This window comes from Turicibacter sp., from assembly GCF_017941855.1.
Taxonomy (GTDB): domain Bacteria; phylum Bacillota_I; class Bacilli_A; order MOL361; family Turicibacteraceae; genus Turicibacter; species Turicibacter sanguinis.
In genome coordinates this window covers 1-26,160 of the sequence record NZ_JAGAVR010000088.1, presented here as the reverse complement: position 1 = coordinate 26,160, position 26,160 = coordinate 1, and the positions used below count along the sequence as shown (strand labels likewise).

The window sequence follows — 26,160 nt, the reverse complement described above, 5'->3', positions numbered from 1 at the left end:
GCTGTTCGCGGTATGATTAATAAAGTATCTCATTTAGTGACTGTAGAAGAGAAATAATCAAAGGAGGTGACTTTCGGTGAAATTACATGAGTTAACTTATACTGAAGGGTCTCGTAAAGATAGAAAACGTATCGGTCGTGGTCACGGTTCTGGTCAAGGTAAAACTGCAGGTAAAGGACACAAAGGACAAAACGCTCGTTCAGGTGGTGGAGTTCGTATCGGATTCGAAGGTGGTCAAACTCCTTTATTCCGTCGTTTACCAAAACGTGGATTTACAAACATTAACCGTAAAGAGTACGCTATCGTTAATTTAGATCAATTAAATAAATTCGAAGACGGAACAATTGTTACTGCAGAACTTTTATTAGAAACTGGAGTAATCAAAAAATTACATTCTGGGGTTAAAGTTTTAGGACAAGGACAATTAGAGAAGAAATTAACTGTTAAAGCAGCTAAATTCTCAAAAACAGCAGAAGAACGTATTGGAGCTCTAGGTGGATCAATCGAGGTGGTATAATGGCTACTTTCAGTAAAATATGGAAGAACGCTGATTTACGAAAAAGGATTCTATTTACGTTAATGATTTTTATCGTTTATCGTTTAGGATCTTATATTCCTGTGCCAACCATCAACACTTCTGTGTTAGAAGCCTCTGCTCAAACTCCTATGCTTGGGTTTATTGATACATTAAGTGGAGGGGCATTAAAACGATTCTCATTGTTTGCAATGTCTATCTCTCCTTATATTACTGCATCAATTATTATTCAGTTGCTTCAAATGGATGTTATCCCTATTTTGTCTGAATGGGCAAAAGAAGGTGAAACTGGTAAGCGTAAGTTAAATCAATTAACACGCTATGTCACGTTAGTACTTGCCTTTGTACAAGCTATTACAATGGCAATTGGTTTCGACTTAATGTATGGAGGAGTTTTATTAGAAAGTCATTCTATTTTAACTTATCTATATATCGCTCTAACGATGACAGCAGGTACTGCTGTTATGATTTTCCTTGCTGATCAAATAACTAGCAAGGGAATTGGTAATGGTACATCAATGATTATCGTGGCAGGTATTTTATCTCGTGTTCCATATATGCTAAACGATTTATACACGAAATACTTGGTAAATATAACACTTTCAAATGTATTAGCATTTATTTCAGTGCTTGCACTATTGCTTTTAACAATTATTGCTGTTATATATTTACAAAGCGCAACTAGAAAATTACCAATTCAATATGCAAATAGACATAATTCAGCTCAGTTATCAGGACGAAAAGATTCATTTATCCCATTGAAGTTAAATTCAGCAGGTGTAATTCCAGTAATCTTCTCGGTTTCATTAGTGAGTTTACCGTTAACTGTAGTATCGTTTCTTCCTGAATCAGGAGTTACGAAATGGATTACAACAATTTTTGACTACACACAACCAATTGGATTTATTTTATATGTTGTATTAATCGTTGCTTTCACTTACTTCTACGCTTTCGTACAAGTAAGTCCTGAAAAAGTGGCTGAAAACCTTAAAAAACAAGGATCTTATATTCCAGGCGTTCGTCCGGGTGCGGATACTGAAGAATATCTATCTAAAGTATTATCACGTATCACTTTTATTGGAGCTATTTATCTAGTTGTTATTGCGGGTCTACCAATCTTATTTGGCGCAATCACTGATTTACCTAGTAGTGTAGAAATTGGTGGTACTAGCTTACTGATTGTTGTAGGAGTTGCAATTGAAACTGCTAAGCAAATCCAAACAAAAACAATGGATCAAAAATATAGAGGATTCATCAAATAATCGAGGTGATATGATGAAAATCGTATTTATGGGGCCTCCAGGTGCTGGTAAAGGTACTCAAGCAGAAAAAATTATTGAAACTTATCAAATTCCACATATCTCAACTGGTGATATGTTTAGGAAAGCGATAAAAGACCAAACTGAATTAGGTATGGAAGCTAAACGTTACATGGATCAAGGTGCACTTGTACCTGACCATGTTACAATTGGTATAGTAAAGGATCGCTTGTCTGAATCAGATTGCAAGTCGGGATTCCTGTTAGATGGTTTTCCACGAACAGTAGATCAGGCAAAAGCCTTAGATGAAATACTGACTTCGCTTGATTCAAAGATTGATTATGTAATTAATATTGATGTTGATTTAAATATTCTTAAAGAGCGCTTAACAGGACGTCGTATTTGTCGTTCTTGTGGAGCAACTTATCATAAAATCTTCAATCCATCTGCAGTTGAGGGTGTTTGCGACAAATGTGGTGGCGAATTATATCAACGTAAAGATGATAATGAAGAAACGGTTGGTAATCGCTTAGATGTTTACGTTAATCAAACTAAACCATTATTAGATTATTACTCTTTAGCAGGAAATCTTGTTAATATTAATGGTCAGCAATCAATTGATCTTGTATTTGAAGAGATTCAAAACGTACTCGGAGGCAATAATTAATGATTATTTGTAAGACTCCACGCGAAATTGAAATTATGCGAGAAGCTGGGCGTATTGTTGCTTTGGCTCATCATGAGGTCCAAAAACACATTAAACCTGGCGTAACAACAAAACATTTAGATAAAATTGTTGAGGATGTTATTCGCAGTCAAGGCGCTATACCTTCTTTTAAAGGTTATCATGGATTCCCTGCAAGTATTTGTGCATCAGTTAATGATGAGCTTGTACATGGTATACCAGGAAATCGTGTACTAAAAGAAGGAGATATTATCTCAATTGACATTGGTGCAAAATATAATGGATACCACGGAGATTCAGCTTGGACTTATCCAGTTGGTAAAATCTCAGATGAAGCTCAACATTTACTTGATGTTACAAAAGAATCATTATTTATCGGTTTAGAATTTGCAAAAGCGAATAATCGTTTATCTGATATTTCTCATGCGATTCAAACGTATGTAGAATCTCATAATTATTCAATTGTTCGTGAGTATGCGGGTCATGGTGTCGGTCAAGATCTCCATGAAGATCCTTCTATTCCACATTACGGACCTCCAGGACGAGGACCAAGATTGAAAACAGGTATGACTTTAGCTATTGAACCTATGGTTAATTTTGGTGAGAGATACGTTCGTACTCTTGCTGATAATTGGACTGTAGTAACAAGAGATAAGAGTATCTGTGCTCATTTTGAACATACTGTTGTCATCACTGACGATGGATATGAAATATTAACTAAGTTATAAAGATAAGGAGGCATAATCAATGGCTAAGCAAGACGTTATTGAAGTAGAAGCTACCGTTATCGATAATTTGCCAAATGCTATGTTTAAAGTAGAATTAGAAAATGGTCATCAATTAATAGCTCACGTTTCTGGTAAAATCCGTATGAACTTCATTCGTATTTTACCAGGTGATAAAGTAACAGTAGAATTATCTCCTTATGATTTAACACGTGGGCGCATTACATATCGTCATAAATAGAGACTCCGATATAATCAAAAATGAGGAGGTTTTAATTCATGAAAGTAAGACCATCTGTAAAACCTATCTGCGATAAATGTAAAGTTATTCGCCGTAAAGGTAAAGTAATGGTAATTTGTGAAAATCCAAAACATAAACAAAAACAAGGATAAGCTTTAGGAGGTGCAATGTATGGCACGTATTGCTGGTATCGATATTCCTCGCGATAAACGCGTTGTAATTTCATTAACATACATCTACGGAATCGGTAAACCAACAGCTCAACAAATTTTAGCTGCAGCTGGTGTATCTGAAGATACACGTGTACGCGATTTAACTGAAGATGAGTTAAACCGTATTCGTACTGAAGTAGATAAATTAAAAGTAGAAGGTGACTTACGTCGTGAAATCTCATTAAACATCAAACGTTTAATGGAAATTGCGTCATTCCGTGGTGTTCGCCACCGTCGTAGCTTACCAGTACGCGGACAAAACACTAAAAATAATGCGCGTACTCGTAAAGGTCCACGTAAAACAGTTGCTAATAAGAAAAAATAGTTAGGAGGGTCATCACATGGCACGTAAACAAGTTACTCGTAAACGTCGTGTTAAAAAGAATATTGCTACAGGTGTAGCACATATCCACTCGACTTTCAATAATACAATTGTTACGATTACTGATCCTCATGGAAATGCAATCTCATGGTCAAGTGCAGGTGCATTAGGATTCAAAGGTTCTCGTAAATCAACTCCATTTGCTGCTCAAATGGCATCAGAAGCTGCTGCTAAAGCTGCAATGGATCATGGTATGAAGAGTGTAGACGTTACTGTTAAAGGACCTGGTCCTGGTCGTGAAGCTGCTATCCGTGCTTTACAAGCAGCAGGATTAGATGTAACAGCTATCAAAGACGTTACTCCAGTACCTCACAATGGTTGTCGTCCACCAAAACACCCACGTGGTTAATCAGGAAGAAATTTGAAAGTAGTACCCTACTATTAAGCGATCCTGAGGAGGGAAATCGATGTTAGAAATCGAAAAACCAAGAATTGAAGTTGAAGAATACATCAAAGATGAATTCTATGGGAAATTTGTTATTGAGCCTCTTAAACGTGGATATGGTACTACGTTAGGGAATTCCTTACGTCGAGTATTACTATCATCACTTCCTGGAGCTGCAGTAACATCTATCTCTATAGAGGGAGTTCAACATGAATTTACCGCTATCGATGGTGTAGTAGAAGATGTAACACAAATCATTTTAAATTTAAAAAACTTAATCTTATCAATTGATACAGAAGAAGTTAAAGAACTTCGTATTGATGTAGCTCGTGAAGGTGCAGTTACTGCAGCTGATATCGAGTGTGACGAAGAAGTAACTATCATCAATCCTGAATTACACATTGCTACATTATCAGCTACTGGTCGTTTACGTATGACTATGAAAGCTCGTCGTGGTAATGGATATGTAGGTGCTGATGATAACAAAAAGTTACTTGAAAGCGCAGGAGAGATCGCTATCGACTCTATCTACACACCAGTTACACGTGTATCTTATGATGTTGAAAAGACTCGTGTTGGTCAAGATGCATCTTACGATAAATTAACATTAGAAGTTTGGACAAATGGAAGTATTAATCCACAAGAGGCTATCTCTGTAGCATCTAAAATCTTAGTTGAACACTTCAGTATTTTAGTTAACTTAAATGAAGCAGGGCAACTTGCATCATTTATCGTTGAGCGTGAAGATGAAGAGAAAAACAAAGTATTAGAAATGCCAATTGAAGAGTTAGACTTATCAGTTCGCTCTTATAACTGTTTACGTCGTGCTGGAATCAATACAGTAGAAGAATTAGCTCGTCATTCTGAAGAAGATATGATGAAAGTTCGTAACTTAGGTAAAAAATCATTAAAAGAAGTTAAGGATAAACTTGACGAATTAGGATTAAGCTTAGGTTGCACTAAATAGATAATCTATTTTTTATAAATGTTATATTCCATTTTTTCAATGGAAGGAGGAATTTTAAGTGGCTTACAGAAAATTAGGACGTCTTAGTCATCAACGTAAAGCAATGTTACGTGATTTATCAACTGATTTAATTATCAATGAACGTATCGTTACAACTGAGGCTCGCGCTAAAGAATTACGTTCAGTAGTTGAAAAATTAATTACTTTAGGTAAACGCGGAGACTTACATGCTCGTCGTCAAGCAGCTGCATATGTACGTGCAGAAATCGCTAACGATGAAACTGGAGCAACTGCAGTTCAAAAATTATTCTCTGATATCGCACCTCGTTACGCTGAGCGTAATGGTGGATACACTCGTATCTTAAAAGTTGGACCTCGTCGTGGGGATGCAGCTGATATGGTAGTTATCGAGTTAGTATAATTTTAAAAACCTTAAAACTATCTTTGATATGTTTTAAGGTTTTTTTTTGTTTAAAGAAACATACTAATTCTGTACGGTGATTATGATTGTTTTAATGATAATATTAGGATGTTTTTTTAAAAATGAACCGATTTTGTTGGAAAAATGTGTTAGTTTATTCTTTTAATTTACAAGGAAAGATTTATATTTTTTGTAAGTATGATATAATAAAAATGTTGTAAAAAGGAGGCCGACAGTTTGATTAATACAGTAGAAGATTTTACTTTTTTAAATCTGGTATTAGTGGGATTAGATGTTTATTTTGTATGGTTAATTATCTATTATGTTTTAAGATTAATTAAATCAAATGTACGTGCCGTTCAAATTTTAAAGGGTGTCATTTTGATTTATATCATTGACATCATCAGTCAAGTTTTTGATCTCTATACATTAAATTCACTTATAGGGAATGTTATTGACTGGGGCCTACTTGCAATTATAATCGTTTTCCAACCTGAGATTCGTAGTGGTCTTGAACAAATCGGCCGTAATAGCACTTTAAATAGGGAAAAAAATATTTTAGGTGATCGGGACATTGTTAGTATATTAACTAATTCAGTGGAATTTTTAGCTAAACGTCGCATTGGGGCATTAATAGTCATTGAAAGAGGGGTCAAATTAGATGAGTTTATTACCCCATCTACTATTGTTGATGGAGAGATATCTCAAGAACTTTTAACAACTATTTTCGTACCTACTACACCATTACATGATGGAGCTGTTATGATTCGCGATGGTAAATTATACTGTGCCGGAGCTTATTTACCGTCTACAAGACGTGAGGATATAAATAAGGCATTTGGTACACGTCATAGAGCAGCTATTGGAATTAGTGAAATTTCTGATAGTATTACTTTAGTTGTTTCAGAAGAAACAGGAAGATTCTCTATTGCATATAAGGGAGAACTAAAGGTTTATGATCAAGTAGATTTATTCTCAAGGGATTTAAAACAGTATCTAAGTTAGAATGAAATGGTAAGGGCGGTGTCACAATGAAAAACCCATTTTTTAAAAAATCAGCTAAAGCAAACAAAAATCAGAAACCTGACGTTGATTCAAATGAAATTGCTCGTCAGATTGCAATTGAAACAGTAAAAGATACTGAAAAGTTTTTTCAGAAAATTTCTTCGTTCTTCAAGAATATATGGAGATTTTTAACTACTCCTAGTTTGATTTTAGGTATTTTAAAGGTTAATAATCTTGATCATTTTTATGAGAGTTTTTTAAGAAATGAGAAGTTAACTAAAATTTTAGCTTTAATCGTTGCCATTATTGTTGCTGCAAGTACTAGATATGCACCAAGTGTTACTGAAAGGTATTCAGTAGATATTAATAGTTATCCACTTGTTTCATATTATGATAAAGAGCGGATGGTAATTGAAGGACTTCCTGACACTGTTGATGTTACGTTAATAGGGGATAAGAGTCAGGTTGATATTGCTAAAACAAAAGGTAGTTTTGAAATTTATGCAGATTTAACAGATTTACCTCCTGGTACGCATAAAGTTAATTTAGCTTATAGTAAATTAGGGGATAAATTAGATGTTAAAATTGATCCAAGTACAATCGTTGTTACGATTATGGCGTTAACAGAGACTGATAAAAAAGTTCAGGCAGATTTTGTTAATTTAGATCAGATTGATGAAATGTATGTTTTAAGTGAACCTCAATTGGCACTAGATACTGTAAAAATAAAAGGTCCTCAAACAGTAGTTGACCAAGTGGCAAGTGTTAAGGCAATTATTGATGTTTCAGATTTAACAAAATTAGCTGACTATGAAGCTCCTGTTTTTGCTTATGATAAACTAGGTAATAAACTAGATGTAGAAATTAAACCAGACAAGTTATCAGCAACTGTCCAAGTGACAAGTCCGAGTAAAGTAGTACCAGTAGAGGCAATTGTAACTGGGAATGCACCAGATGGGTATAGTGTTAGTGGATTGACTTTAACGCCATCCGAGGTTAAATTATATGGTGAAGCTTCTCAACTTGAAACTTTCGAGAAATTACAAATTCAGGTTGACTTGTATCAATTGGATGAGAATAATGAGTTGATTGTTAAATTAGATAAGCCGGAAAATATTCATAAAATGGATGCCGACACAATTAAAGTAAAGGTGACGTTTGAGGAAACACAAACGAAGGTATTAGAAGATGTTTCAGTAGACTTTAAAAACTTAGATGCTAACTATCGTATTAAAGCAAAAACTTTAGAGGATGCGATGTTAGATGTTACGTTAAAAGGGTCAACGACAAAGTTGAATTCTATATCAAGTGATGATATAAAAATATATATCGATCTTATGGGATATGGTGTTGGTGAATATGAAGTGCCAATTACTATTGAAGCTCCAACTGGTGTGTTAGTTGAGTCTAATAAGTCTAAGGTTCATGTCATAATTACAGAATAAAAGTGAGGTTATTATATATGGGAAAATACTTTGGAACAGATGGAATTCGAGGAGTAGCAAATACTGAGCTAACTCCAGAATTCGCATTAAAATTAGGACGTATTTTAGGACATCATTTAAAGGAAAAAAATACTCGTCCTAAGGTTTTAATCGGGCGCGATACTCGTATTTCTGGTGAATTATTAGAAAGTGCCTTAATTGCAGGTCTAGTGTCATCTGGTGCTGATGTATTAACGCTTGGTGTGATTACCACTCCAGGAGTAGCTTACTTAACAAAAAATTTAGATGTTGATGCGGGAGTTATGATTTCTGCTTCTCATAATCCAGTTCAAGATAATGGAATTAAAATTTTTAGCCATAGTGGATATAAATTAAGTGACCAAGAAGAAGAAGAAATCGAAGCTTTAATTGATTCAAGTGATGAACTACCACGTCCAATTGCTGGTGAAATCGGACGTGTTGAAGATTTCCAAATGGGATCTCAAAAATATGTGAACTTTATTAAAGGAACTGTTGGTCAAAAATTAACGGGATTAAAGATTGTATTAGATTGTGCGAATGGAGCAAGTTCAGCATTAGCACCTCAATTATTTGCTGATTTAGATGCTGATATTGTAACTGTATCATCTAATCCAGATGGAATTAATATTAATCATAATTGTGGTTCAACTCATCCGGAAAACTTAGCAAAAGAAGTCGTGAAGCATGAAGCACATTTAGGATTTGCTTTTGATGGAGACTGTGATCGTTTAATTGCGGTTGATCATAATGGAAACATTATTGATGGTGATTACATTATGTTTATCGTTGGTCGCTATTTAAATGAAAAAGGATTATTAAAACAAGGAACAGTCGTTTCAACTGTTATGAGTAACTTAGGATTCTATAATGCTGTTGAAGCTAATGGATTACATAGTGTCCAAACGAAAGTTGGAGATCGTTATGTTCTAGAGGAAATGTTGAAAAATGATTACAACTTCGGTGGAGAACAATCAGGACATTTAATCTTCTTAGATTATGGAACAACTGGAGATGGAATGTTAAGTGCAGTTCAATTAGCTAAAATTATCGTTGAAAAAGGTCAATCACTTGCTGATTTAGCTAAAGAAATGCCTAAGTATCCTCAGTTATTAAAAAATCTTCGTGTTGAAGATAAAAATGCCATGATGACCAATGAGGCTATTTTAGCTGTGATTGCTGAAGTAGAGGCAGAAATGAATGGTAAAGGCCGCGTCTTAGTTCGTCCTTCAGGAACGGAACCATTAGTTCGTGTTATGGTTGAAGCTGAAACAGAAGAGTTATGTGAAAGCTATGTAGAGCGTATCTTAGCTATTGTAGAAAAAGAATTGAAATAGTAGTTAAAAAGGAGTGATTTATCACTCCTTTTTATGTTTTTTTAGGTATAAATATAAAATAGCATTTTAAAATCATTAGCATATGATATAATGGAAATGTTGCTTTCATAGTGGGAAGGAGGGTAGCAAGGGTAGAAAGAAGATCTATTCATATTAAGCGCCAGAGCTGTGTTTTAGGGTAGGAGCAGCTGACGAGGTGAAGGTTAATCGATTTTTCGGCGGATGCCTTCCGGCTGGATATCTCAGTCGTAGTCTTCAAACAAAACTAAGAGGTAACTCTTACGACAAAATTGAAGAAAAAGATAAATAGAAAGCAGCTCTAACTAAATTATATTAAATAAGGAGTTGTGAATTTTTATGTGTGGAATCGTTGGATATATTGGTGGGCAAGACGTTAAAGATATTTTATTAAATGGGTTAGAAAAATTAGAGTATCGTGGATATGATTCAGCAGGAATTGCAGTTGTGAACGAGGCAGGAGTTCATATTTTTAAAGATAAGGGACGTATTGCACATTTACGTACAGTCGTTGACGAAACAGTTTTATCAACAGTAGGAATTGGGCATACACGTTGGGCAACTCATGGAGCACCAAATCAACGTAATTCTCATCCTCATCAATCAAGCACTGGGCGTTTCACAGTTGTGCATAACGGTGTGATTGAAAATGAATTAGAATTACGTAAAGAGTATTTACCAAACTACCACTTTATTTCAGATACTGATACTGAGGTGATTGTTGCCTTAATCGAAAAATTTGTTTTAGAAAAAGAAGATGTTGAGTTAGCGATTCGCCACGTGATGAGTATTTTACACGGATCTTACGCTTTAGGAGTCATCGATGCACAGAATCCTGAAGTATTATATGCTGCTAAAAACAAGTCGCCAATGTTAATTGGGCTTGGTGAAGGATTCAATATGATTGGATCTGATGCAATGGCAATGTTACAGTGTACAAATCAATTCGTTGAAATTGAAGATGAAGAATTTATTAAATTAACTCGTGAAGAGGTTACCATTTATAACTTATTAGGAGTTAAAATTAAACGTGATCCATTCACAGCAGAACTTGATGCATCTGACATCGAAAAAGGAACATATCCTCATTACATGTTAAAAGAAATTGATGAGCAACCCTATGTTATTCGACGTATTGTTGAACAATATTTCGAGGATGGAGAAATTAAAATTGATCCAGAAATCGTCAAAGCTGTCAGTGAAGCAGATCGATTATATATTGTGGCTGCTGGGACAAGTATGCATGCTGGTTTCGTAGGAAAGCAAATGTTTGAACAATTAGCGGCGATTCCAACTGAAGTTCATATTTCATCTGAATTTGTTTATAATACGCCAGTTATCAGTCAAAATCCTTTATTCATCTTTATTTCTCAATCAGGAGAAACAGCAGATAGCCGTGCTGTATTAGTTAAAATTAAACAATTAGGATATAAATCATTAACCATTACAAATGTACCGGGATCAACTTTATCTCGTGAAGCAGACCATACTTTATTATTATATGCAGGTCCTGAAATTGCAGTTGCTTCAACAAAAGCATATACCGCTCAAGTAGCCGTTCAAGCGATCTTAGCTGCTCGTGTAGGAGAAAATCATAATTTAGATTTATCACGTGAATTAGCCATTGTTGCAAATGTCATGGAAAGTATTACAGATGATAAAGAGCAATTTGCGGATATTGCAAAAGATTACTTAACAGCTCGTAACTGCTTCTATATTGGTCGTCATGTTGATTACTATGTCGCACTTGAAGCGTCATTAAAATTAAAAGAAATTTCTTATATTCAAACGGAAGGATTCGCAGCAGGAGAATTAAAACACGGAACGATTGCTTTAATTGAAAAAGGGACTCCTGTTATTGCGATTGTCTCTCAAGAGTCTGTTAACTTAAATACACGTTCAAATGTGAAAGAAGTTAAAGCTCGTGGAGCAAATACAGTTGTCATCTCATTAAAATCATTAAGTTCTGAAACTGACCAAATTGTGATTGATGACGTACATCCATTACTAACACCATTAGTAACCGTTGTGCCAACACAATTAATTTCTTATTATGCGGCATTACAACGCGGATTTGATATCGATAAACCACGTAACTTAGCGAAATCTGTAACAGTTGAATAAAATGAATACTCCCCTAATGGGGAGTATTTTTTTGAGTTATAATAGTTGCAAATACATCCTAATGGTGATAGGATAGGTAGGGTATAAAATTTTTGACATGCGGTGAGATCATGAACGAGTCAATTGGTAAATCAATGTCTATTATTTATAGATATCGTCAGATTCTAATTAATCATAAATTGAAGCCTTATGATTTAGGATATGGACAATACATCTTTTTAATAAATATAGAACGTAATTTAGGAATTAGTCAAAAAGAGCTAACTAAATTAGTAATGATTGATAAGGCAACAACAGCAAAAGCTTTAAAAAAGTTAGAGGAAAATGATTATATTTATCGCGTTTGTAATTCAAATGATCGACGATATAATCAATTATATTTAACTGAGAAGGCACATGAATTGATGCCAGTGATAATTAAGGTTTTAGAAGAAATTACAGATGAGTTAGTTGAAGGCTTAACCGATGAGGAATGTGAACAATTTTCAGCTATCTCTGACAAAATTTTATGTAATGCTATTTCTGCTGTTGAAGATTTAAGAAATGAAAAATAGCTATAAGGTTATTTTTTATTTAAATTAGTTGCAGATACACTGTATTTAAGGAGGAGTTAAAATGAATAAACCAAATGTTTTGGGAGAAGAGAAGGTTTCTAAGTTGCTAATTCAATTCTCTGTTCCAGCGATTATTGGGATGATGGTTAATACCTTGTATAATATTGTTGACCGGATGTATATTGGAAATATTCCTGAGGTTGGAGGGCTAGCTTTAACTGGGGTCGGAATTACGATGCCAATTATGACGATTATTATGGCGTTTGGGATGCTAGTTGGCCTTGGAACAAGTGCCCGTATTTCATTAAAGTTAGGGCAGCATAAAAGAGATGAGGCGCAGCACCATTTAGGGAATGCTTTCGTTTTAATATTAATTTTAAGTTTGTTAATAACAGTTGTCGGTCTCTTATTTATGGACCCGATTTTATCAATGTTTGGGGCAAGTGCTGATACAGAGATTTATGCTTCACAATATATGCAAATTATCTTTATCGGGACAATCTTTAATATGATGAGTTTTGGATTAAATCACTCGATTCGTAGTGATGGTAATCCAAAAATTGCAATGTTATCAATGTTAATTGGGGCAGGTATTAATATTTTATTAGATCCTATTTTTATTTTCGTATTAGGACTTGGTGTACGAGGAGCAGCCATTGCGACTGTTTTATCTCAGATTGCATCATCGATTTGGATTTTATATTATTTCACTAAAGGTAAAAGTAATATTAAAATTACACGTCAAAGTATGAAGTTAGATAAGGTAATTATTCTTAGTATTTTCTCGATTGGGATGAGTCCATTTGCGATGCAAATCGCACAAAGTATTGTCCAAGTTATTTCAAATAACTCACTAAAAATGTATGGTGGAGATTTAGCAATTGGTGCTATGGCCATTGTAAGTAGTATCTCGTTAATCTTTACGATGCCATTATTCGGTCTAAATCAAGGTTCACAGCCAATTATCGGGTTTAATTATGGTGCAAAAAAATACCATCGTGTTAAACAAGCTGTAACGTACGCAGTTATTGTTGCAACAATTATCGTGACGTTTGGATGGATTGTGATTCAGACGTATCCAGAAGCGTTAATTCGTTTGTTTAGTAATGATGCAAGTTTATCAGAGATGGCAACAGGTGGATTGAAAATCTTCTTATTCATGTTACCAGTGCTCGGATTCCAAATCATTAGTTCAAACTTCTATTTATCAATTGGTAAAGCAAAAGTTTCGATGTTTTTAAGTTTATTGAGACAAGTGATTTTATTAATTCCTTGTTTACTTATCTTGCCTCATATCGGTGGTTTAGGATTAACGGGTGTTTGGTTAGCAGGGCCAGTAGCTGATGGATTAGCATCTTTAATTACAGGAATCATTTTCTTCCGCTCGGTACGTGGCTTAAAAGAAGCTAAAGAACCGCAATTGGAGGTAACTCATCCAGAGAAAATTATGCAAGCATAATATTTCGATTGATTTTGAACGCTTAAATAGTCTAAGATAGATGTAAGGGGGCGTTAGTGATGAGTAAACTGTTGATTAAAGTTGAAAATATGAGCTGTCAACATTGTGTGAAATCTATTCATGATGCTGTGGCAGGAATTACTGGTGTTAAAGAAGTAAAAATTGATTTGAAGACTAAGCTAGTTCAAATTGATTATGATGAAAAGTTTATTAGTCAGTTTATTTTGATTGAAAAAATAGAAGATCAAGGTTTTAATATCCAATTATAGTAAAAGAAGTGTGCAAATGCACACTTCTTTTTGTTTATTTTATAAGATATAATTAGACACAAGATAAGGTTATTCGGGATGACTTATCTTATAAAACAGGGATAGCAAAAAAACATCTTTCTTTTTAAAGATGTTTTTTTCATTTAGTAATAGTTATTGGATGGGATGAGTTACATCATATTTAATTTTATTCTTGTCAAAACCAATTATTTCAAGGTGTCGATCGAGCATAGTTGAAATTCGGGAGCTTCCAAGTAAGTTGTAAAATTCATACGCTCTACGGAAATGGAACGTGGCATGTTCCTCATCTCCTAAAAAATGAAGTGCTGTAGCTTTAGTGGCATTTAAATCTCCAGCATAGATATAGACGAATTTACAATTAGATAGATTAATTCCTTTAGTTGCTATCTCGATACATTTAACATAATTTTTCTCTTGTAGGTAAAATTGCGCTAAATAGAAATAAGCTCTTAAAATATGGAGTGTTTCGACATTTTCATAATTTGCTAACCGACTTTCAACTGATGTTGTTAATAATTCAATTGCTTCTTGACGTTGTCCAAGTGTGAATAAGCAAGTAGCTTTGTCAGTATTAATCCCGATTTCTTCAATTGTAAAGATATGAAGTCTTTCACTCCCTGTTTCGTCCATTAAAGAAAAAGTGCGAAGAGCCTCATTAAAATATTCAAGTGCCTTAGCAGCATTTTTATATTTTTTGAGCTGAACCACTCCTTGTTGATAAGTATAGGCTTGTTTTCCTACTCCATATTGAAAATCGGGAAGGTTGGCACATTTTTGAAGAAGTTGTTCTAAAAGGTCGTAATTGCCCATTGTTGTACATTGCTTCATTTGATGCATATAGTCACTTGTTTGCTCAAAGTTAATGTAATAACACTGTTCAATTAAGACACGAATATCAACACGCAATTTATTACAAAGTTGATAGAGAAGCTCAAGACTAGGATTGCGTTTACCATTTAAGATTTTGTTTAAATGATCCCGAGGTGTAATGCCAGCAGCGAGTTCACTTTGTGTCATCCCTTTTTCTTGAGCAATTTCTTTTAATTTCTGTGTAAGAAGTTGAAAGTTAATATAATAACCGTTCAAATTGGGATATTCTGTCTTTTCCATTTTGTCCTCACTTCTATTAAGTTTATTTATTTATATTATAAAATATAATGATAGTATAAATCTATACGAGAACGTTTCTATAAACATTAAAATATGTAATAATGCCTTTTAGTATCCTAATTTAGGGGAAGAGAGAGTTTTTTTTAATCTTTTTCTATGTTATAATATGAAACTGTAACATTATAAAATCCTCATGCTGTTGGCAGAATCCAGCGTTATCAAAAATAGGAGGTCTAGTTTAGCGAACGTTAGGCTTATTTTGCTATGCGTTTGTTTAATCATGATCTTATCTGCTCCTGTTTTTTATTAGGAGTTTTTTTTATTGTTATAAAGTTTAAAGGTAAGGGTGACTAGTATGACAAATGAATTAATTGCACTATTATTTGTGTGTACAAACTTTGGTTTAGTTGTGTTAAGCTACAAGTTATTTGGACGCAAGGGGCTATATGCTTATATTGTAATGAGCGTTATTGCGGCTAATATTCAAGTAGCAAAGACAACCACTATTTTCGGTATTGTAACAACCTTAGGAAATACAATGTTTAGTGGTATTTTCTTATCAACAGATCTATTAAGTGAAAAGTATGGAGTAAAAGCTGCAAAGTCAGCCGTATTTATGGGATTCTTTACGCAGTTATCATTTTTAATTGTGACTCAATTTTCATTATGGTTTAAACCAGAAGCATCTGACTGGGCACAACCGTATATGGAAGGTTTATTTGGTTTAGCGTTACCAGTATTCACCATTGCAGGACTATGTTCGTTCTTAGTTTCTCAAAGCATTGATGTTTATATTTTCCACTTTATTAAGGAAAAGTTTCCTCATGATAAGTGGTTATGGTTACGTAATAATGGAAGTACTTTATTAAGTCAGTTAATAGATACTTTCATTTTCACAGCGATTGTGTATATGTTTGGATTATGGGAATTAGATGCGGCTATATCAATTTTCTTTGTTACATATTTTGTTAAAGCTATCTTAAGTATTTGCGATACTCCATTTGTTTATTTATTGAAAAAGGTAAAACCGTTAGATTTATAACAATTATATATGTGATAATATAATATTTTTAGAAGGTCAGATTATTCTGACCTTTTTTCTATAATGATGTAAATAAAGGGGGAGAGATTATGGAGTTAAAGTTTGTAAAAGATAATGAAGTTAAGTTAGAGTGGTTCGGCGATAATGAAAGTTACGGGAGATTTTTAAGTAATCTTGTTTCGTGCGACAAGAAGCATGCTGTTTATCTTGATGAGTTGATGAAGTGGATGAGGATGCGAAGTCTAGACTTGTAGCGGGAATTAAGTCGAAATATAAGAATAAGGATTTTTGAGGAAGGACGTTATTGTCGTTCAGAGCATTTAGAGGATGGTTTGTTGAATGATGAGCGCTTGAATGAGAGTTATCTAGTTAAGTTAAGTGATAAGCAGAATGTGTGAGATTATATTCGAAACAATTGGTCGACATTTATATAATCATGGCTATTTAAGTCGTTTAGAAAACGGGGCAGAGTATAAGAGGGTAAAATAAAAAGCAGAGCTAAGCTCTGCTTTTTATTCTTCCATGAAGTCTTTTAAACGACGGCTTCTTGAAGGGTGGCGTAATTTACGTAAGGCTTTCGCTTCAATTTGGCGAATACGTTCACGAGTTACACCGAATTCTTTTCCTACTTCTTCAAGTGTACGTGTATGTCCATCTTCAAGACCGAAACGTAAACGAAGAACTCGTTCTTCACGGTCTGTTAATGTTTCTAAAACTTCGGCTAATTCTTTTTTAAGCATTTCATTTGATGTGAAGTCTGATGGTGATAAAGCATCAGCATCTGGAATGAAATCTCCTAAACTTGAATCAGCTTCATCACCAACTGGTGATTCTAATGAAATTGGTTCTTGAGAGATTTTTAAAATTTCACGTGCTTTTTCAGGTGTAATTTCCATTTTTTCAGCAATTTCTTCTGGTAATGGCTCACGACCTAATTCTTGGACTAATTGACGTTGAATACGTACTAGTTTGTTGATTGTTTCAATCATGTGAACTGGAATACGGATGGTACGTGCTTGGTCCGCAATGGCACGTGTAATGGCTTGGCGAATCCACCATGTGGCGTATGTTGAGAATTTGAATCCTTTACGGTAGTCAAATTTTTCTACTGCTTTGATTAATCCCATATTTCCTTCTTGAATTAAATCAAGGAATAACATTCCGCGTCCGATATGACGGCGAGCAATACTTACAACTAATCGTAAATTCGATTCAACCAGACGTTTTTTAGCGTATTCGGCTTCGTGAAGAACACGATCAGCTTCTTCTTCTGTTAATTCAGTAATTCCAACTAATAATTCATTTCCATCATGAGCTTCACCGGCATCTTGAATAAGTAAATCGATACGATCTATTAATTCTTGAGGTAATGCTTCATTTTGACGACGGTATTTTAATATTTCTTCTAAAATATCTCCGCGTTCGATTTTTTTAGCAAATTTGATTTCTTCTTGGCTTGATAATAACTCAACGCGTCCGATTTCTTTTAAATACATGTGAACTGGATCGCTAAGTTTTAATTGTGAAGTAATCTCGAATGCGTCAAATGGTTCTTCATCTTCTTCTTCAATTTTAAAGTCTGCTGGAATATTTTCCTCTTCCTCATTTTCTTCAAAATCAGCTTCTTCAGTTGTTGTTTGTTCCTCTTCAGTGTTTTGCACTTTTGGTGTTTCTTTAACTTCTTTTTTGACTTTAGGAGTCTCAACCACTTTTTTGGCTTTTACGATATCAATTTGTTCAGATTCGTATAAATCTAAAAATGAACTAATCATTTCAGGATCTAATTGTACTTCCGCAAAACTATTATTAATTTCATCGTACGTTAAATAACCACGTTTTTTACCTAATTTAATTAACTTATCGTTAATTTCAAGAATTTTTTTCTCGTCAAATACCGGCATTGACATAAAACCACTCCTTTTACTTACCTAACTGCTAGTAGATCTAGTTGTTTTTTATGATATGGAATGACAGATAGAGTTTTTCTAAGTAGTCATCCTTAGTATCGCTCAAATGGGTGCGTATCATTTGATTCATTGTGCTTTTATTTTTGTTTTTTTAAATCCGAATGATTACATAGCTTAATTATGGATGTTTTTTAGTTTGTATAAAAAGAAATAAGTATTTTTTTGTTAAATTTCTATCTTTCAAAACTAAATAAAGTCCGTTTTTAGGTCACTGAAACATTTAGAGGCGTACCTCTAAAATAGAATTGATGATTTGTGTGAATCCATTTTGTAAAAATTGTTCAACTGTTATGTTTAATTCTGAGGAGATAAATTCACCTTTGTTATGAGTAAGTGTGATTAGAGATGAAAGGTTAGCCCATAGAATATAAACAGCTTGTTGTGGATTTACATTTTTTTGAATGATTCCGTCTTCCTGTCCTTGTTTTAAGAAGTTCTCAAGAAGTTGATTCGTTTCAGTTCCGCTTGCAAAGATTTGCATTAAAGTAGGGGGAATTTCACTTAGGTTGATATCTGAGTTTTTCATTGTATTAACGGAATCGAATGAATAAGGGTATGTTTGATAATAAGTGGTCATTGCTTTACAAATCGCGTAGTACTTTGTTAAAAAATCTCCTTCAATATTCAAGACGTCAGTTAAATCCTGATTAAGTGAGGTTAATCCCTTTAAAACGATGTTGTATAAAATATCTTCTTTGTTTTCGAAATAGGTGTAAATTGTTCGACGACTATAAGATGAAGCTTTTGATAAGTCTTCAATCGTCGTTGCATAGAATCCTTTTTCATAAAAGACTTGTTCTGCAGCATCTAATATTGTTTGACGATGAAGGGCCGCTATGGCTTCTTTTTTATTTGGTCCGCCCATTTTATACAACCTTTCTATTTAGTATACTATTAGTATACTTTTTTTGTTAAAAGATATCAATACCTAAAATAAATTACAAAAGACAGCGTAACGCTGTCTTAGTCTCCGACTCCAAAGTCAGTATTATTCCAAAGAACTTCCAAGTGTTTTACATCGTCTAACCATTTATATTCATCAAGGAACCATTCTTTTAATTTTGGGTCTGGTTTGATGATAGTTGTGTTTTCACAGTAGACGTTAACCGTTGCATGATCGAATTGATTTAAGACAATATCGATATCTCTTTTTATCATGTCCTTTGTTTGTCCTTGCACACCAACCATGATGCATGCCGAATCAAAGTATTGCTTAAGTTCATCAACACTTTTAAAAGGTGCTCCTTTTTTTAAGACTTTTTCCCTGAAATCGTAGTCAAAAGATTCAACTCCTGTTTTGAACATCATATCAATTTCAAATCGTTGACGCATTTTATGAAGATGCTCTCGGTAAATCCAATGTGCTTCTGCAAAAAGTTTTTTGAATTCGTGTTCATCGATTGTTTGTTTAATCATATTTAATGTTTCTTTTGGAAGGTCGAATATGTTACCTGAATTAATGACCTCAAATGTATCATATAGACCTTTAACGTTTGAGAGAACTTCCTTGTTTAGCGTGTTCATTTCTTCGACGTTTGTAGAATTATCTCCGATATAGTCACAAAATGCACATTTTCCATAGGCACAAGGTCGACTTTTTAAAAGGACTATTTCACGAGGAAATTTTTCCGTTATTATATTGTATCTTTCCATTTATATCACCTTTTTTAAGTATATCATAGTGCTTATACGATGACTCGTAATGTGTCTTAATTTTATAGTTATTTTTTGGTAAACGTCGGATGTTTTTGTGGTAAAATGAATGTATTCAATTGAGCTTGGGTGGGATGATATGTTAACAAAATCAGAAGTGTTGAGAAAAACTTTTACTTATATTTGTATTATCTTTGTAATTATTTTCTTTGGTTTCATTTTTTCAGGTAATTTTATTTATGCTATATCAGGGCAGTTTGTTGAAAATTATTTGACGATTTATACGAATTCACATGATTTATTACTTCAGGGACAGATGCCGATGTGGTCCTGGAACTTTTTCCTTGGTGGAAATTTTTTAGGAGCTCAGAATGTTTATTCGATATATAACCCATTCTTTTTGATTACGATGTTGTTTTCAACTAGTAATTTGTCGTTTTTATATTTTCCATTGCTATTTTTAAAGACGTGCTTAGCAGCGGGGGCTTTATATTTGTATATGAAGGAAACGAAGTGGTTTTCACTTCATACGACGACCATTGCTAGTTTGCTCTTTATTTTTAATGGCTGGTATTTAACTAATTTAAATGAGTTTATTACGATTGACTTGCTTGTTTTTGTTCCACTAGTTTTATATGGCGCCGAGAAAATGCTCGCGTCGGGTAAGAAGCGGTACTTTGTTGCTACATTTACATTGTTATTAATCTCTCATTTTACATTTTTATTATTGTTCTTACCGTTCTTATTCATTTATATCTTAATTCGAATTTATGTCATGCATCATTCACAGAAAGATAATTTGTATAAAGATATCAAAAATTTTATTTTGTCTATCTTTATTATTATCGGAGTCAATATGGTCTTTATTTTACCGCTGGTGATGGCTTCAAATACGGTTCAAATTGAATTGCAAAATGGAGTGACGTTATCATCTGTATTAGCTTTAGCGGTTCAAGGATTATTCCCACCTCTTCATGAAAATTATAAGGGGGTGGCTAATTTTATTAATCATTCTCATTATTTATCGTTATATCAGTCTGTTCTAGTTGTTTTACTAGCCCCACAGTTTGTGAAATTGATTAGTAAGGGAGCTCGCAGGCTCACGATTTTAAGTTACATAGGGTTACTTTTGATTGTATTTTTGACGCAGTCGATGCAACTTGTTAATGTAACGTCACTGGCAACTTTAAATATGAATGTATTATCGATACTGTTAATTTTATTTAACTCATTATTAGTGGCTTATGTATTAAATGATACGCATAAATTGGATTTAAAGTTATTAAAGAAAACGAAATATGGATATAAATTTCTATTATTACTGGTATTAGTGTTTATTTTTGTTTATGAGTATAGTTTCAATAATCAAGGATTCACGAATTTTACAACTGAGGCTGTTTTCTCTCAATTAATCGCTATTACGCCGTACTTAATGATTTTTTTATTAATGAATTTATTGATTTCTTTGTATTGTTTTATTTTAGATGAGATTGTAAAGGAAGAGCATCAGTTAAGAGGGAAGGTTATCTTTGTTATTTTGATGCTTGAGTGTCTATTTACGGCATATATGTATTTTGAAACGAATAGTCAGAAATCGAATGCCGTTGTGGAGTATGTACAGGATAATGATTATATTGTGAATGAAACTTATGCGGTAGCAGACTATATTCAGACCATTGATCCGGAGTTTTATCGCATTATTAATAGTTATGAGACGCAGTATAATGAACCGATTTATCGAGGTTATAATGGCTTCTCGATTGGAAATAAGGCGCTTTTGGGAGACGATGAGTTTTCTTGGATGTTAAATGAAAATGTAACAAATGGCTTATCTATTTCAGCTACGGATTATATGATTACGACTGCGTTATCAGCGAAGTATTATTTTACGCCAGATTACGAAGCCTCTTTGCCAGGGTATGAGTATTATGATCGTATTGAAGGGATTACGATATACAAGAATAATTATTTTGTCCCAGTAGCCTCAAGTATGAATACCTATGTATTGGATACAGATTTTGAAAAGTTAAGTCGTGAACAAAAACAATATGTTTTCTTGAATTGTATGATTTTAAATAAGGAACAGGTAGAACATTTGGCTTTAACATATCGTCTTGAGGCTTATGATTTGAGTACTCTTCCAAGCTATCTAGGTGAGATTCAATATTATCAAGCGGCTCAGACCAGACAAAATAAAGGCGTTAAGAATGTAACCTATACCCAAAATGGAATTTCTCATGATTATGTGGCATTAAGTCCAACACTGCTTTCTTATTCGATTCCTTATGACGAAGGATGGAAAGCTTATGGAGATGGGGAATTATTAGAAGTACATAATGTAAATGGCGGATTTATTGGAATTGAAATTCCGAGTGCAGGTCAATATGAAATTACACTTGAATATAAATCGCCTGGTTTTGATATCGGATTCTCAATTTCTAGTATTACAGCACTGATTATTTTAGGGTGCTTCTATAAGTATTACGAAGATAAAAAGAAAATTGCCTCGAAATAATTTGAGGCAATTTTTTGTAGCAATAAGTCATATACTAAGACAAGGTAGGTGATGAGATGAGAAGGTTAAGGGTGTTAAGTGCGTTTATGTTAGCATGCCTCGTTTTTATTGGTGGTATTTTAGAAGTTCATGCAGAAGATTTACTCACTACTTTGGAACAATCACATATGATTGAAGTGAAGCAGAGTTGGTTTTCACTGAATAAATCGTATAAGGTTTATGTGGATGGGAACAAAGTAGGAAAGGTTGAGGGACTTTATTTTAATTTATTTGGTGAACGACTTGTTTTATCTGATTTAAATGGAGACGTTTATGGCTCAGAACAACAAATTAAACGTTGGAACATTCGTTTAAATCGATTAGCACAGGTTTATAATAGTAGTAATGAGACAGTTGGATTTATTGGTGAAGAAGTAATTGAGGATTTCTTTAGATGGGGAAAAACATTTCATTTTTATGATGAAAATCGAAAAGAAATAGCTATTTCAAAACAAAAGATGTTTAGAATCTTTCCTGAATATATTATCGAAGACAAAAGTGGGAATGAATTGTATAAAATAAAGAAAAAATTCTCACTATTTAAAACAACATATGAAATTACAATTTACGACACGAATGTAGTACCTGTTGAGCAAAGTATTTTTCTGACTTCTATATTAGATGCGATAAAAGAAGCAGAAGATGAAAAATGAGATGAGATTTTTAGGATTTCATCTCATTTTTATTGATTATTTGCCAATATTGAAAAGAGTTTTTAGGCATTAATTGTAAAAGTTAGTTTTTTTATGTTAGACCCTTAAATTTTATGGACGATTGTCATATAATAGTAAAGACTATAGTTTAGGAGATGATGGACGATGTTCATTAAGATAGATGATTTAAATGTTTATTATGAAGTTGAAGGGGAAGGGCATCCTCTTCTTTTATTGCATGGATGGGGGCAGAAGGTTGAAGCATTTCGACCGATTATCGAACCATTAAAAAAAGAATTTAAAGTTTATACGTTAGACTTTCCTGGTTTCGGTCGAAGTGAAGAACCGAAAACTATTTGGTCAGTTTATGATTATGCTGACATGGTTGAGAAGTTTGTAAAGCAGTTAGATATTAAAAATCCAACTATTTTTGGCCATTCATTTGGTGGGCGTGTTGGAATTATTTATGCTGGGCGCCAAAATGAGTTAAATAAATTAGTGTTAATTGATAGTGCTGGAATTAAACCAAAACGTGGTATTGATTATTATGCTCGTGTTTATAGCTATAAATTAGGTAAAAAGGTTTTAAGTTTACCAGGTTTAAGTGCTTATAAAGAACAGATGATGGCGAATGCCGGTTCATCGGATTATAAAAACGCATCACCTGTGATGCGTCAGATTATGAGTAAGGTTGTGAATGAAGATTTACAGCATTTAATGCCTTCTATTAAAGTGCCAACTTTATTAGTATGGGGAGATAAAGATGATGCGACGCCTTTGAGCGATGCTAAAATTATGGAGAAAAAAATTCCTGGAGCGGGACTGGTTGTGTTTGAGGGCGCTGGTCATTATTCATATCTAGACTGTTTAGGTCAATTTTTACGCGTGATTGACGTGTTCTTACAAGAAGAAAGAGGTGAGAAGTAATGGCATTACCTTATATAATCATGGGGCTTTTAGCGGTACTTTCTATCATTTTATGTTTTACTTTATGGGGGCGAATGAAACACGCCTTACAAATGTTACAACAGTGTCATTATATGAATGATCGTTTTACGAATTGGATAGCAGGGCATCGATTGAATTCGTTCCCGACTGTTTTATCTGTATTTGTTATTGCCTATTGGGTAGTTATTGTTTTAAGTTTATTGATGCCTTTATCGTTTATGACGATTACAATTCCACTTTTAATAATTACGGCTATTGGGGCATTTTTATCTAATTTAACAAGTTTTAAGTCAAAAGAATCAAAGTTACCGTTAAAAATTACGGCACGTGTTTGGCGCTTAATTGGAACGGCAGTCTTAGTAATGCTAGCAATCTCTGGTGTTGCAATGGCCTTTGTCCCACTTAACCTGTTACTTCAGTTGCCTGGATGGGTATTAACATTCAATTTATTTGCGTATATGATTGTGTTGTTTGCAAATAAGTTAAATAAGCCATTAGAGACGCAGATTCGTTTAGGATTTATTAATGATGCACGTCGCATTGTGAAGTCTTCGAAAGATTTAGATGTAATCGGAGTAACCGGAAGTTATGGTAAAACGAGTACGAAGCATGCATTGAATGCGATTTTATCAGAGCAGTTTAACACATTAATGACGCCTGAAAGCTATAATACCCCGATGGGGATTACGATTACGATTCGTAACTTCTTGAAGCCAATTCATAGTAAGTTTATTGCTGAGATGGGAGCTTATAAAGTTGGTGAAATTAATGAGTTATGTGAAATTGCTTATCCTAAGTACGGTGTTTTAACATCGGTTGGACCGCAACATTTAGAAACATTTAAAACAATTGATAATGTTAAACAAACAAAGTTTGAGTTGATTGAGTATTTGCCTGAAGACGGAATTGGATTTATTAATATTGATGATGAAAATATTCGTGATTACTATGAAAATAAATTCCAAGGTAAGTGTAAAGTTTATACGTATGGGATTGAACGTGAAGCAGATTATCGTGCAAGTGATATTGAAGTCAGCGAAAAAGGAACAACATTCAATGTTCACTTTAAAGATGGACGTGTTGAAACATTCCAAACAAAACTTTTAGGATTGCATAATATTTATAATACGTTAGCAAGTATTGGGTTAGGGTATGAGTTAGGAATTCCAGTTGAGAAAATGCAAATGGCAGTTCGTAAAATGAAACCTGTCACTCACCGTTTAGAGCTACGTCGTAACGGTAACTTTACAATTATCGATGATGCTTTCAACTCAAATCCAGTAGGATCTAAAATGGCACTTGAAGTATTAGGACAAATGAATGGGAAACGAATCGTTATCACACCAGGTATGGTCGATTTAGGTACAGCTCAATATGATTTAAACAAAGCATTTGGGACATACATGAAAGATAACTGTGATTATGTCATTCTAGTTGGAAAAAAACAAACAGAACCAATCTATGCTGGATTAATGGAAGTTGAATACCCAACAGAAACAATCTACGTAGCAGAAAACCTACAAGATGCCTTTGCCAAAATGCACGAAGTCGTGGAACCAGGTGCCTTCGTATTACTAGAAAATGACCTACCGGAACTATTTGCAGAGTAATATAAAAGGCTGAGAGGTGCGTTTAGAAGATCGTAAAAGTGAACACTCACTATTAACTCGCTCTTTGAGTTAATATGGGAGTGGAACTTTATAGAGCTTCTGCACCTCGAAGCTAGATTGAATAAAAGGCTGAATCGAGCGGTTAATTCGACGTAGAAATGAAAAGAAAGCGTAATGGTCGGTTTATGACCATGAAGACTTTATTGAATTTCATAGACGAATTGCTCGATGAAGCTGGATTGAATAACCCTGAGAAAAATTATTCTAATTCTCATAGAGTTCGAAAAGAATAATTAAATTCACAGGATAAGATGGTCTAAATTTCGCAAGAGCTCAATTAGAACCATCTAAAAGGCTGAATCGAGCGGTTAATTCGACGTAGAAATGAAAGGAAAGCGTAATGGTCGGTTTATGACCATGAAGACTTTATTGAATTTCATAGACGAATTGCTCGATGGAAGCTGGATTGAATAACCCTGAGAAAAATTATTCTAATTCTCATAGAGTTCGAAAAGAATAATTAAATTCACAGGATAAGATGGTCTAAATTTCGCAAGAGCT

At 33.9% G+C, this 26,160-nt stretch carries 27 protein-coding genes; 23 read left to right on the top strand and 4 right to left on the bottom strand.

What is annotated here, in order from left to right; genetic code table 11:
- The first annotated feature begins 76 nt into the window (after window positions 1-76).
- From rplO to J6D32_RS09680, 17 genes are all read left to right on the top strand, one after another.
- On the top strand, window positions 77-517 hold the full coding sequence (rplO, locus tag J6D32_RS09760) for a 50S ribosomal protein L15 (protein WP_006784449.1): 441 nt from the start codon (window positions 77-79) through the stop codon (window positions 515-517).
- Window positions 517-1,797, top strand: a complete 1,281-nt coding sequence (secY, locus tag J6D32_RS09755; RefSeq protein WP_006784450.1) for a preprotein translocase subunit SecY — start codon at window positions 517-519, stop codon at window positions 1,795-1,797. Before rplO ends, secY begins: the two co-directional genes overlap by 1 nt.
- Before the next feature lie 13 nt (window positions 1,798-1,810).
- Window positions 1,811-2,461, top strand: a complete 651-nt coding sequence (locus J6D32_RS09750; protein WP_006784451.1) for an adenylate kinase — start codon at window positions 1,811-1,813, stop codon at window positions 2,459-2,461.
- The gene (gene map, locus J6D32_RS09745) at window positions 2,461-3,207 is read left to right on the top strand and encodes a type I methionyl aminopeptidase (RefSeq protein ID WP_006784452.1); all 747 of its coding nucleotides are present in this window, start codon (window positions 2,461-2,463) and stop codon (window positions 3,205-3,207) included. The genes J6D32_RS09750 and map overlap by 1 nt, the downstream gene beginning before the upstream one ends.
- A gap of 19 nt (window positions 3,208-3,226) precedes the next feature.
- Window positions 3,227-3,445: a translation initiation factor IF-1 gene (gene infA, locus J6D32_RS09740; protein ID WP_006784453.1), complete on the top strand. Its 219-nt coding sequence runs from the start codon at window positions 3,227-3,229 to the stop codon at window positions 3,443-3,445.
- 38 nt (window positions 3,446-3,483) lie between these two features.
- A complete protein-coding gene (rpmJ, locus tag J6D32_RS09735; RefSeq protein ID WP_006784454.1) occupies window positions 3,484-3,597 on the top strand; it encodes a 50S ribosomal protein L36 in 114 nt (37 codons plus the stop codon).
- Window positions 3,598-3,616: 19 nt separating this feature from the next.
- On the top strand, window positions 3,617-3,982 hold the full coding sequence (rpsM, locus tag J6D32_RS09730; RefSeq protein WP_006784455.1) for a 30S ribosomal protein S13: 366 nt from the start codon (window positions 3,617-3,619) through the stop codon (window positions 3,980-3,982).
- Between the two features lie 16 nt (window positions 3,983-3,998).
- The gene (gene rpsK / locus J6D32_RS09725; RefSeq protein ID WP_006784456.1) at window positions 3,999-4,388 is read left to right on the top strand and encodes a 30S ribosomal protein S11; all 390 of its coding nucleotides are present in this window, start codon (window positions 3,999-4,001) and stop codon (window positions 4,386-4,388) included.
- A 58-nt stretch (window positions 4,389-4,446) separates the two neighbouring features.
- The gene (locus tag J6D32_RS09720) at window positions 4,447-5,391 is read left to right on the top strand and encodes a DNA-directed RNA polymerase subunit alpha (RefSeq protein WP_006784457.1); all 945 of its coding nucleotides are present in this window, start codon (window positions 4,447-4,449) and stop codon (window positions 5,389-5,391) included.
- Between the two features lie 58 nt (window positions 5,392-5,449).
- Window positions 5,450-5,812 carry a 50S ribosomal protein L17 gene (gene rplQ, locus J6D32_RS09715; RefSeq protein ID WP_006784458.1) on the top strand — a complete coding sequence of 121 codons (363 nt, stop codon included), beginning with the start codon at window positions 5,450-5,452 and terminating at the stop codon, window positions 5,810-5,812.
- Between the two features lie 237 nt (window positions 5,813-6,049).
- Window positions 6,050-6,817, top strand: coding sequence for a diadenylate cyclase CdaA (cdaA, locus tag J6D32_RS09710; RefSeq protein WP_006784459.1), 768 nt, complete (start codon window positions 6,050-6,052; stop codon window positions 6,815-6,817).
- A 26-nt stretch (window positions 6,818-6,843) separates the two neighbouring features.
- Window positions 6,844-8,262 carry a CdaR family protein gene (locus J6D32_RS09705; RefSeq protein WP_055165239.1) on the top strand — a complete coding sequence of 473 codons (1,419 nt, stop codon included), beginning with the start codon at window positions 6,844-6,846 and terminating at the stop codon, window positions 8,260-8,262.
- Window positions 8,263-8,279: 17 nt separating this feature from the next.
- Window positions 8,280-9,617 (top strand): phosphoglucosamine mutase, encoded by a 1,338-nt coding sequence (glmM, locus tag J6D32_RS09700; protein WP_009607240.1) that lies wholly within the window; start codon window positions 8,280-8,282, stop codon window positions 9,615-9,617.
- A 357-nt stretch (window positions 9,618-9,974) separates the two neighbouring features.
- Window positions 9,975-11,759, top strand: a complete 1,785-nt coding sequence (gene glmS, locus J6D32_RS09695; protein WP_287467631.1) for a glutamine--fructose-6-phosphate transaminase (isomerizing) — start codon at window positions 9,975-9,977, stop codon at window positions 11,757-11,759.
- Between the two features lie 110 nt (window positions 11,760-11,869).
- The gene (locus J6D32_RS09690) at window positions 11,870-12,313 is read left to right on the top strand and encodes a MarR family winged helix-turn-helix transcriptional regulator (RefSeq protein WP_006784464.1); all 444 of its coding nucleotides are present in this window, start codon (window positions 11,870-11,872) and stop codon (window positions 12,311-12,313) included.
- A 61-nt stretch (window positions 12,314-12,374) separates the two neighbouring features.
- Window positions 12,375-13,772 carry an MATE family efflux transporter gene (locus tag J6D32_RS09685; protein WP_006784465.1) on the top strand — a complete coding sequence of 466 codons (1,398 nt, stop codon included), beginning with the start codon at window positions 12,375-12,377 and terminating at the stop codon, window positions 13,770-13,772.
- A gap of 59 nt (window positions 13,773-13,831) precedes the next feature.
- On the top strand, window positions 13,832-14,041 hold the full coding sequence (locus J6D32_RS09680; RefSeq protein ID WP_006784466.1) for a heavy-metal-associated domain-containing protein: 210 nt from the start codon (window positions 13,832-13,834) through the stop codon (window positions 14,039-14,041).
- Window positions 14,042-14,194: 153 nt separating this feature from the next.
- Here J6D32_RS09680 and J6D32_RS09675 read toward each other — a convergent pair whose 3' ends face one another.
- Window positions 14,195-15,172 carry a helix-turn-helix domain-containing protein gene (locus tag J6D32_RS09675; protein ID WP_006784467.1) on the bottom strand — a complete coding sequence of 326 codons (978 nt, stop codon included), beginning with the start codon at window positions 15,170-15,172 and terminating at the stop codon, window positions 14,195-14,197.
- A gap of 355 nt (window positions 15,173-15,527) precedes the next feature.
- On the opposite strand from J6D32_RS09675, the gene J6D32_RS09670 reads away from it, so the two are divergent.
- Together J6D32_RS09670 and J6D32_RS09665 are read left to right on the top strand one after the other, a co-directional pair.
- Entirely contained in the window at window positions 15,528-16,214 is a 687-nt protein-coding gene (locus J6D32_RS09670; RefSeq protein ID WP_006784468.1) for a queuosine precursor transporter, read from the top strand.
- A gap of 89 nt (window positions 16,215-16,303) precedes the next feature.
- Window positions 16,304-16,468 (top strand): hypothetical protein, encoded by a 165-nt coding sequence (locus J6D32_RS09665; RefSeq protein WP_006784469.1) that lies wholly within the window; start codon window positions 16,304-16,306, stop codon window positions 16,466-16,468.
- A 258-nt stretch (window positions 16,469-16,726) separates the two neighbouring features.
- Here the strand turns inward: J6D32_RS09665 and rpoD are convergent, their stop codons facing one another.
- The 3 genes from rpoD to J6D32_RS09650 all read right to left on the bottom strand — a co-directional run bounded on the left by rpoD (window position 16,727) and on the right by J6D32_RS09650 (window position 19,834).
- On the bottom strand, window positions 16,727-18,121 hold the full coding sequence (gene rpoD / locus J6D32_RS09660) for an RNA polymerase sigma factor RpoD (RefSeq protein WP_006784470.1): 1,395 nt from the start codon (window positions 18,119-18,121) through the stop codon (window positions 16,727-16,729).
- Between the two features lie 280 nt (window positions 18,122-18,401).
- Window positions 18,402-19,046, bottom strand: coding sequence for a TetR/AcrR family transcriptional regulator (locus tag J6D32_RS09655; protein ID WP_006784471.1), 645 nt, complete (start codon window positions 19,044-19,046; stop codon window positions 18,402-18,404).
- 98 nt (window positions 19,047-19,144) lie between these two features.
- Complete coding sequence (locus J6D32_RS09650; protein WP_006784472.1) at window positions 19,145-19,834, bottom strand: radical SAM protein; 690 nt, start codon at window positions 19,832-19,834, stop codon at window positions 19,145-19,147.
- A 139-nt stretch (window positions 19,835-19,973) separates the two neighbouring features.
- Here J6D32_RS09650 and J6D32_RS09645 point away from each other — a divergent pair, with 139 nt between their 5' ends.
- From J6D32_RS09645 to J6D32_RS09630, 4 genes are all read left to right on the top strand, one after another.
- Window positions 19,974-22,349, top strand: a complete 2,376-nt coding sequence (locus J6D32_RS09645) for a YfhO family protein (RefSeq protein WP_009607259.1) — start codon at window positions 19,974-19,976, stop codon at window positions 22,347-22,349.
- Between the two features lie 56 nt (window positions 22,350-22,405).
- Window positions 22,406-23,041: an LURP-one-related/scramblase family protein gene (locus tag J6D32_RS09640; protein ID WP_006784474.1), complete on the top strand. Its 636-nt coding sequence runs from the start codon at window positions 22,406-22,408 to the stop codon at window positions 23,039-23,041.
- Between the two features lie 165 nt (window positions 23,042-23,206).
- Window positions 23,207-23,968: an alpha/beta fold hydrolase gene (locus J6D32_RS09635; RefSeq protein ID WP_006784475.1), complete on the top strand. Its 762-nt coding sequence runs from the start codon at window positions 23,207-23,209 to the stop codon at window positions 23,966-23,968.
- Entirely contained in the window at window positions 23,968-25,599 is a 1,632-nt protein-coding gene (locus J6D32_RS09630; RefSeq protein WP_006784476.1) for a UDP-N-acetylmuramoyl-tripeptide--D-alanyl-D-alanine ligase, read from the top strand. The genes J6D32_RS09635 and J6D32_RS09630 overlap by 1 nt, the downstream gene beginning before the upstream one ends.
- Window positions 25,600-26,160 lie beyond the last annotated feature (561 nt).

Coding starts and splice junctions, on each gene's coding strand:
- J6D32_RS09665 (WP_006784469.1), top strand. CDS start 16,304: ATGGAGTTAAAGTTTGTAAAAGATAATGAAGTTAAGTTAGAGTGGTTC.
- J6D32_RS09685 (WP_006784465.1), top strand. CDS start 12,375: ATGAATAAACCAAATGTTTTGGGAGAAGAGAAGGTTTCTAAGTTGCTA.
- J6D32_RS09645 (WP_009607259.1), top strand. CDS start 19,974: ATGTTAACAAAATCAGAAGTGTTGAGAAAAACTTTTACTTATATTTGT.
- J6D32_RS09640 (WP_006784474.1), top strand. CDS start 22,406: ATGAGAAGGTTAAGGGTGTTAAGTGCGTTTATGTTAGCATGCCTCGTT.
- J6D32_RS09650 (WP_006784472.1), bottom strand. CDS start 19,834: ATGGAAAGATACAATATAATAACGGAAAAATTTCCTCGTGAAATAGTC.
- J6D32_RS09750 (WP_006784451.1), top strand. CDS start 1,811: ATGAAAATCGTATTTATGGGGCCTCCAGGTGCTGGTAAAGGTACTCAA.
- rpsK (WP_006784456.1), top strand. CDS start 3,999: ATGGCACGTAAACAAGTTACTCGTAAACGTCGTGTTAAAAAGAATATT.
- J6D32_RS09720 (WP_006784457.1), top strand. CDS start 4,447: ATGTTAGAAATCGAAAAACCAAGAATTGAAGTTGAAGAATACATCAAA.
- J6D32_RS09635 (WP_006784475.1), top strand. CDS start 23,207: ATGTTCATTAAGATAGATGATTTAAATGTTTATTATGAAGTTGAAGGG.
- J6D32_RS09670 (WP_006784468.1), top strand. CDS start 15,528: ATGACAAATGAATTAATTGCACTATTATTTGTGTGTACAAACTTTGGT.
- infA (WP_006784453.1), top strand. CDS start 3,227: ATGGCTAAGCAAGACGTTATTGAAGTAGAAGCTACCGTTATCGATAAT.
- rpsM (WP_006784455.1), top strand. CDS start 3,617: ATGGCACGTATTGCTGGTATCGATATTCCTCGCGATAAACGCGTTGTA.
- secY (WP_006784450.1), top strand. CDS start 517: ATGGCTACTTTCAGTAAAATATGGAAGAACGCTGATTTACGAAAAAGG.
- J6D32_RS09655 (WP_006784471.1), bottom strand. CDS start 19,046: ATGGGCGGACCAAATAAAAAAGAAGCCATAGCGGCCCTTCATCGTCAA.
- glmS (WP_287467631.1), top strand. CDS start 9,975: ATGTGTGGAATCGTTGGATATATTGGTGGGCAAGACGTTAAAGATATT.
- J6D32_RS09690 (WP_006784464.1), top strand. CDS start 11,870: ATGAACGAGTCAATTGGTAAATCAATGTCTATTATTTATAGATATCGT.
- glmM (WP_009607240.1), top strand. CDS start 8,280: ATGGGAAAATACTTTGGAACAGATGGAATTCGAGGAGTAGCAAATACT.
- J6D32_RS09680 (WP_006784466.1), top strand. CDS start 13,832: ATGAGTAAACTGTTGATTAAAGTTGAAAATATGAGCTGTCAACATTGT.
- J6D32_RS09630 (WP_006784476.1), top strand. CDS start 23,968: ATGGCATTACCTTATATAATCATGGGGCTTTTAGCGGTACTTTCTATC.
- J6D32_RS09675 (WP_006784467.1), bottom strand. CDS start 15,172: ATGGAAAAGACAGAATATCCCAATTTGAACGGTTATTATATTAACTTT.
- rpoD (WP_006784470.1), bottom strand. CDS start 18,121: ATGTCAATGCCGGTATTTGACGAGAAAAAAATTCTTGAAATTAACGAT.
- rpmJ (WP_006784454.1), top strand. CDS start 3,484: ATGAAAGTAAGACCATCTGTAAAACCTATCTGCGATAAATGTAAAGTT.
- J6D32_RS09705 (WP_055165239.1), top strand. CDS start 6,844: ATGAAAAACCCATTTTTTAAAAAATCAGCTAAAGCAAACAAAAATCAG.
- map (WP_006784452.1), top strand. CDS start 2,461: ATGATTATTTGTAAGACTCCACGCGAAATTGAAATTATGCGAGAAGCT.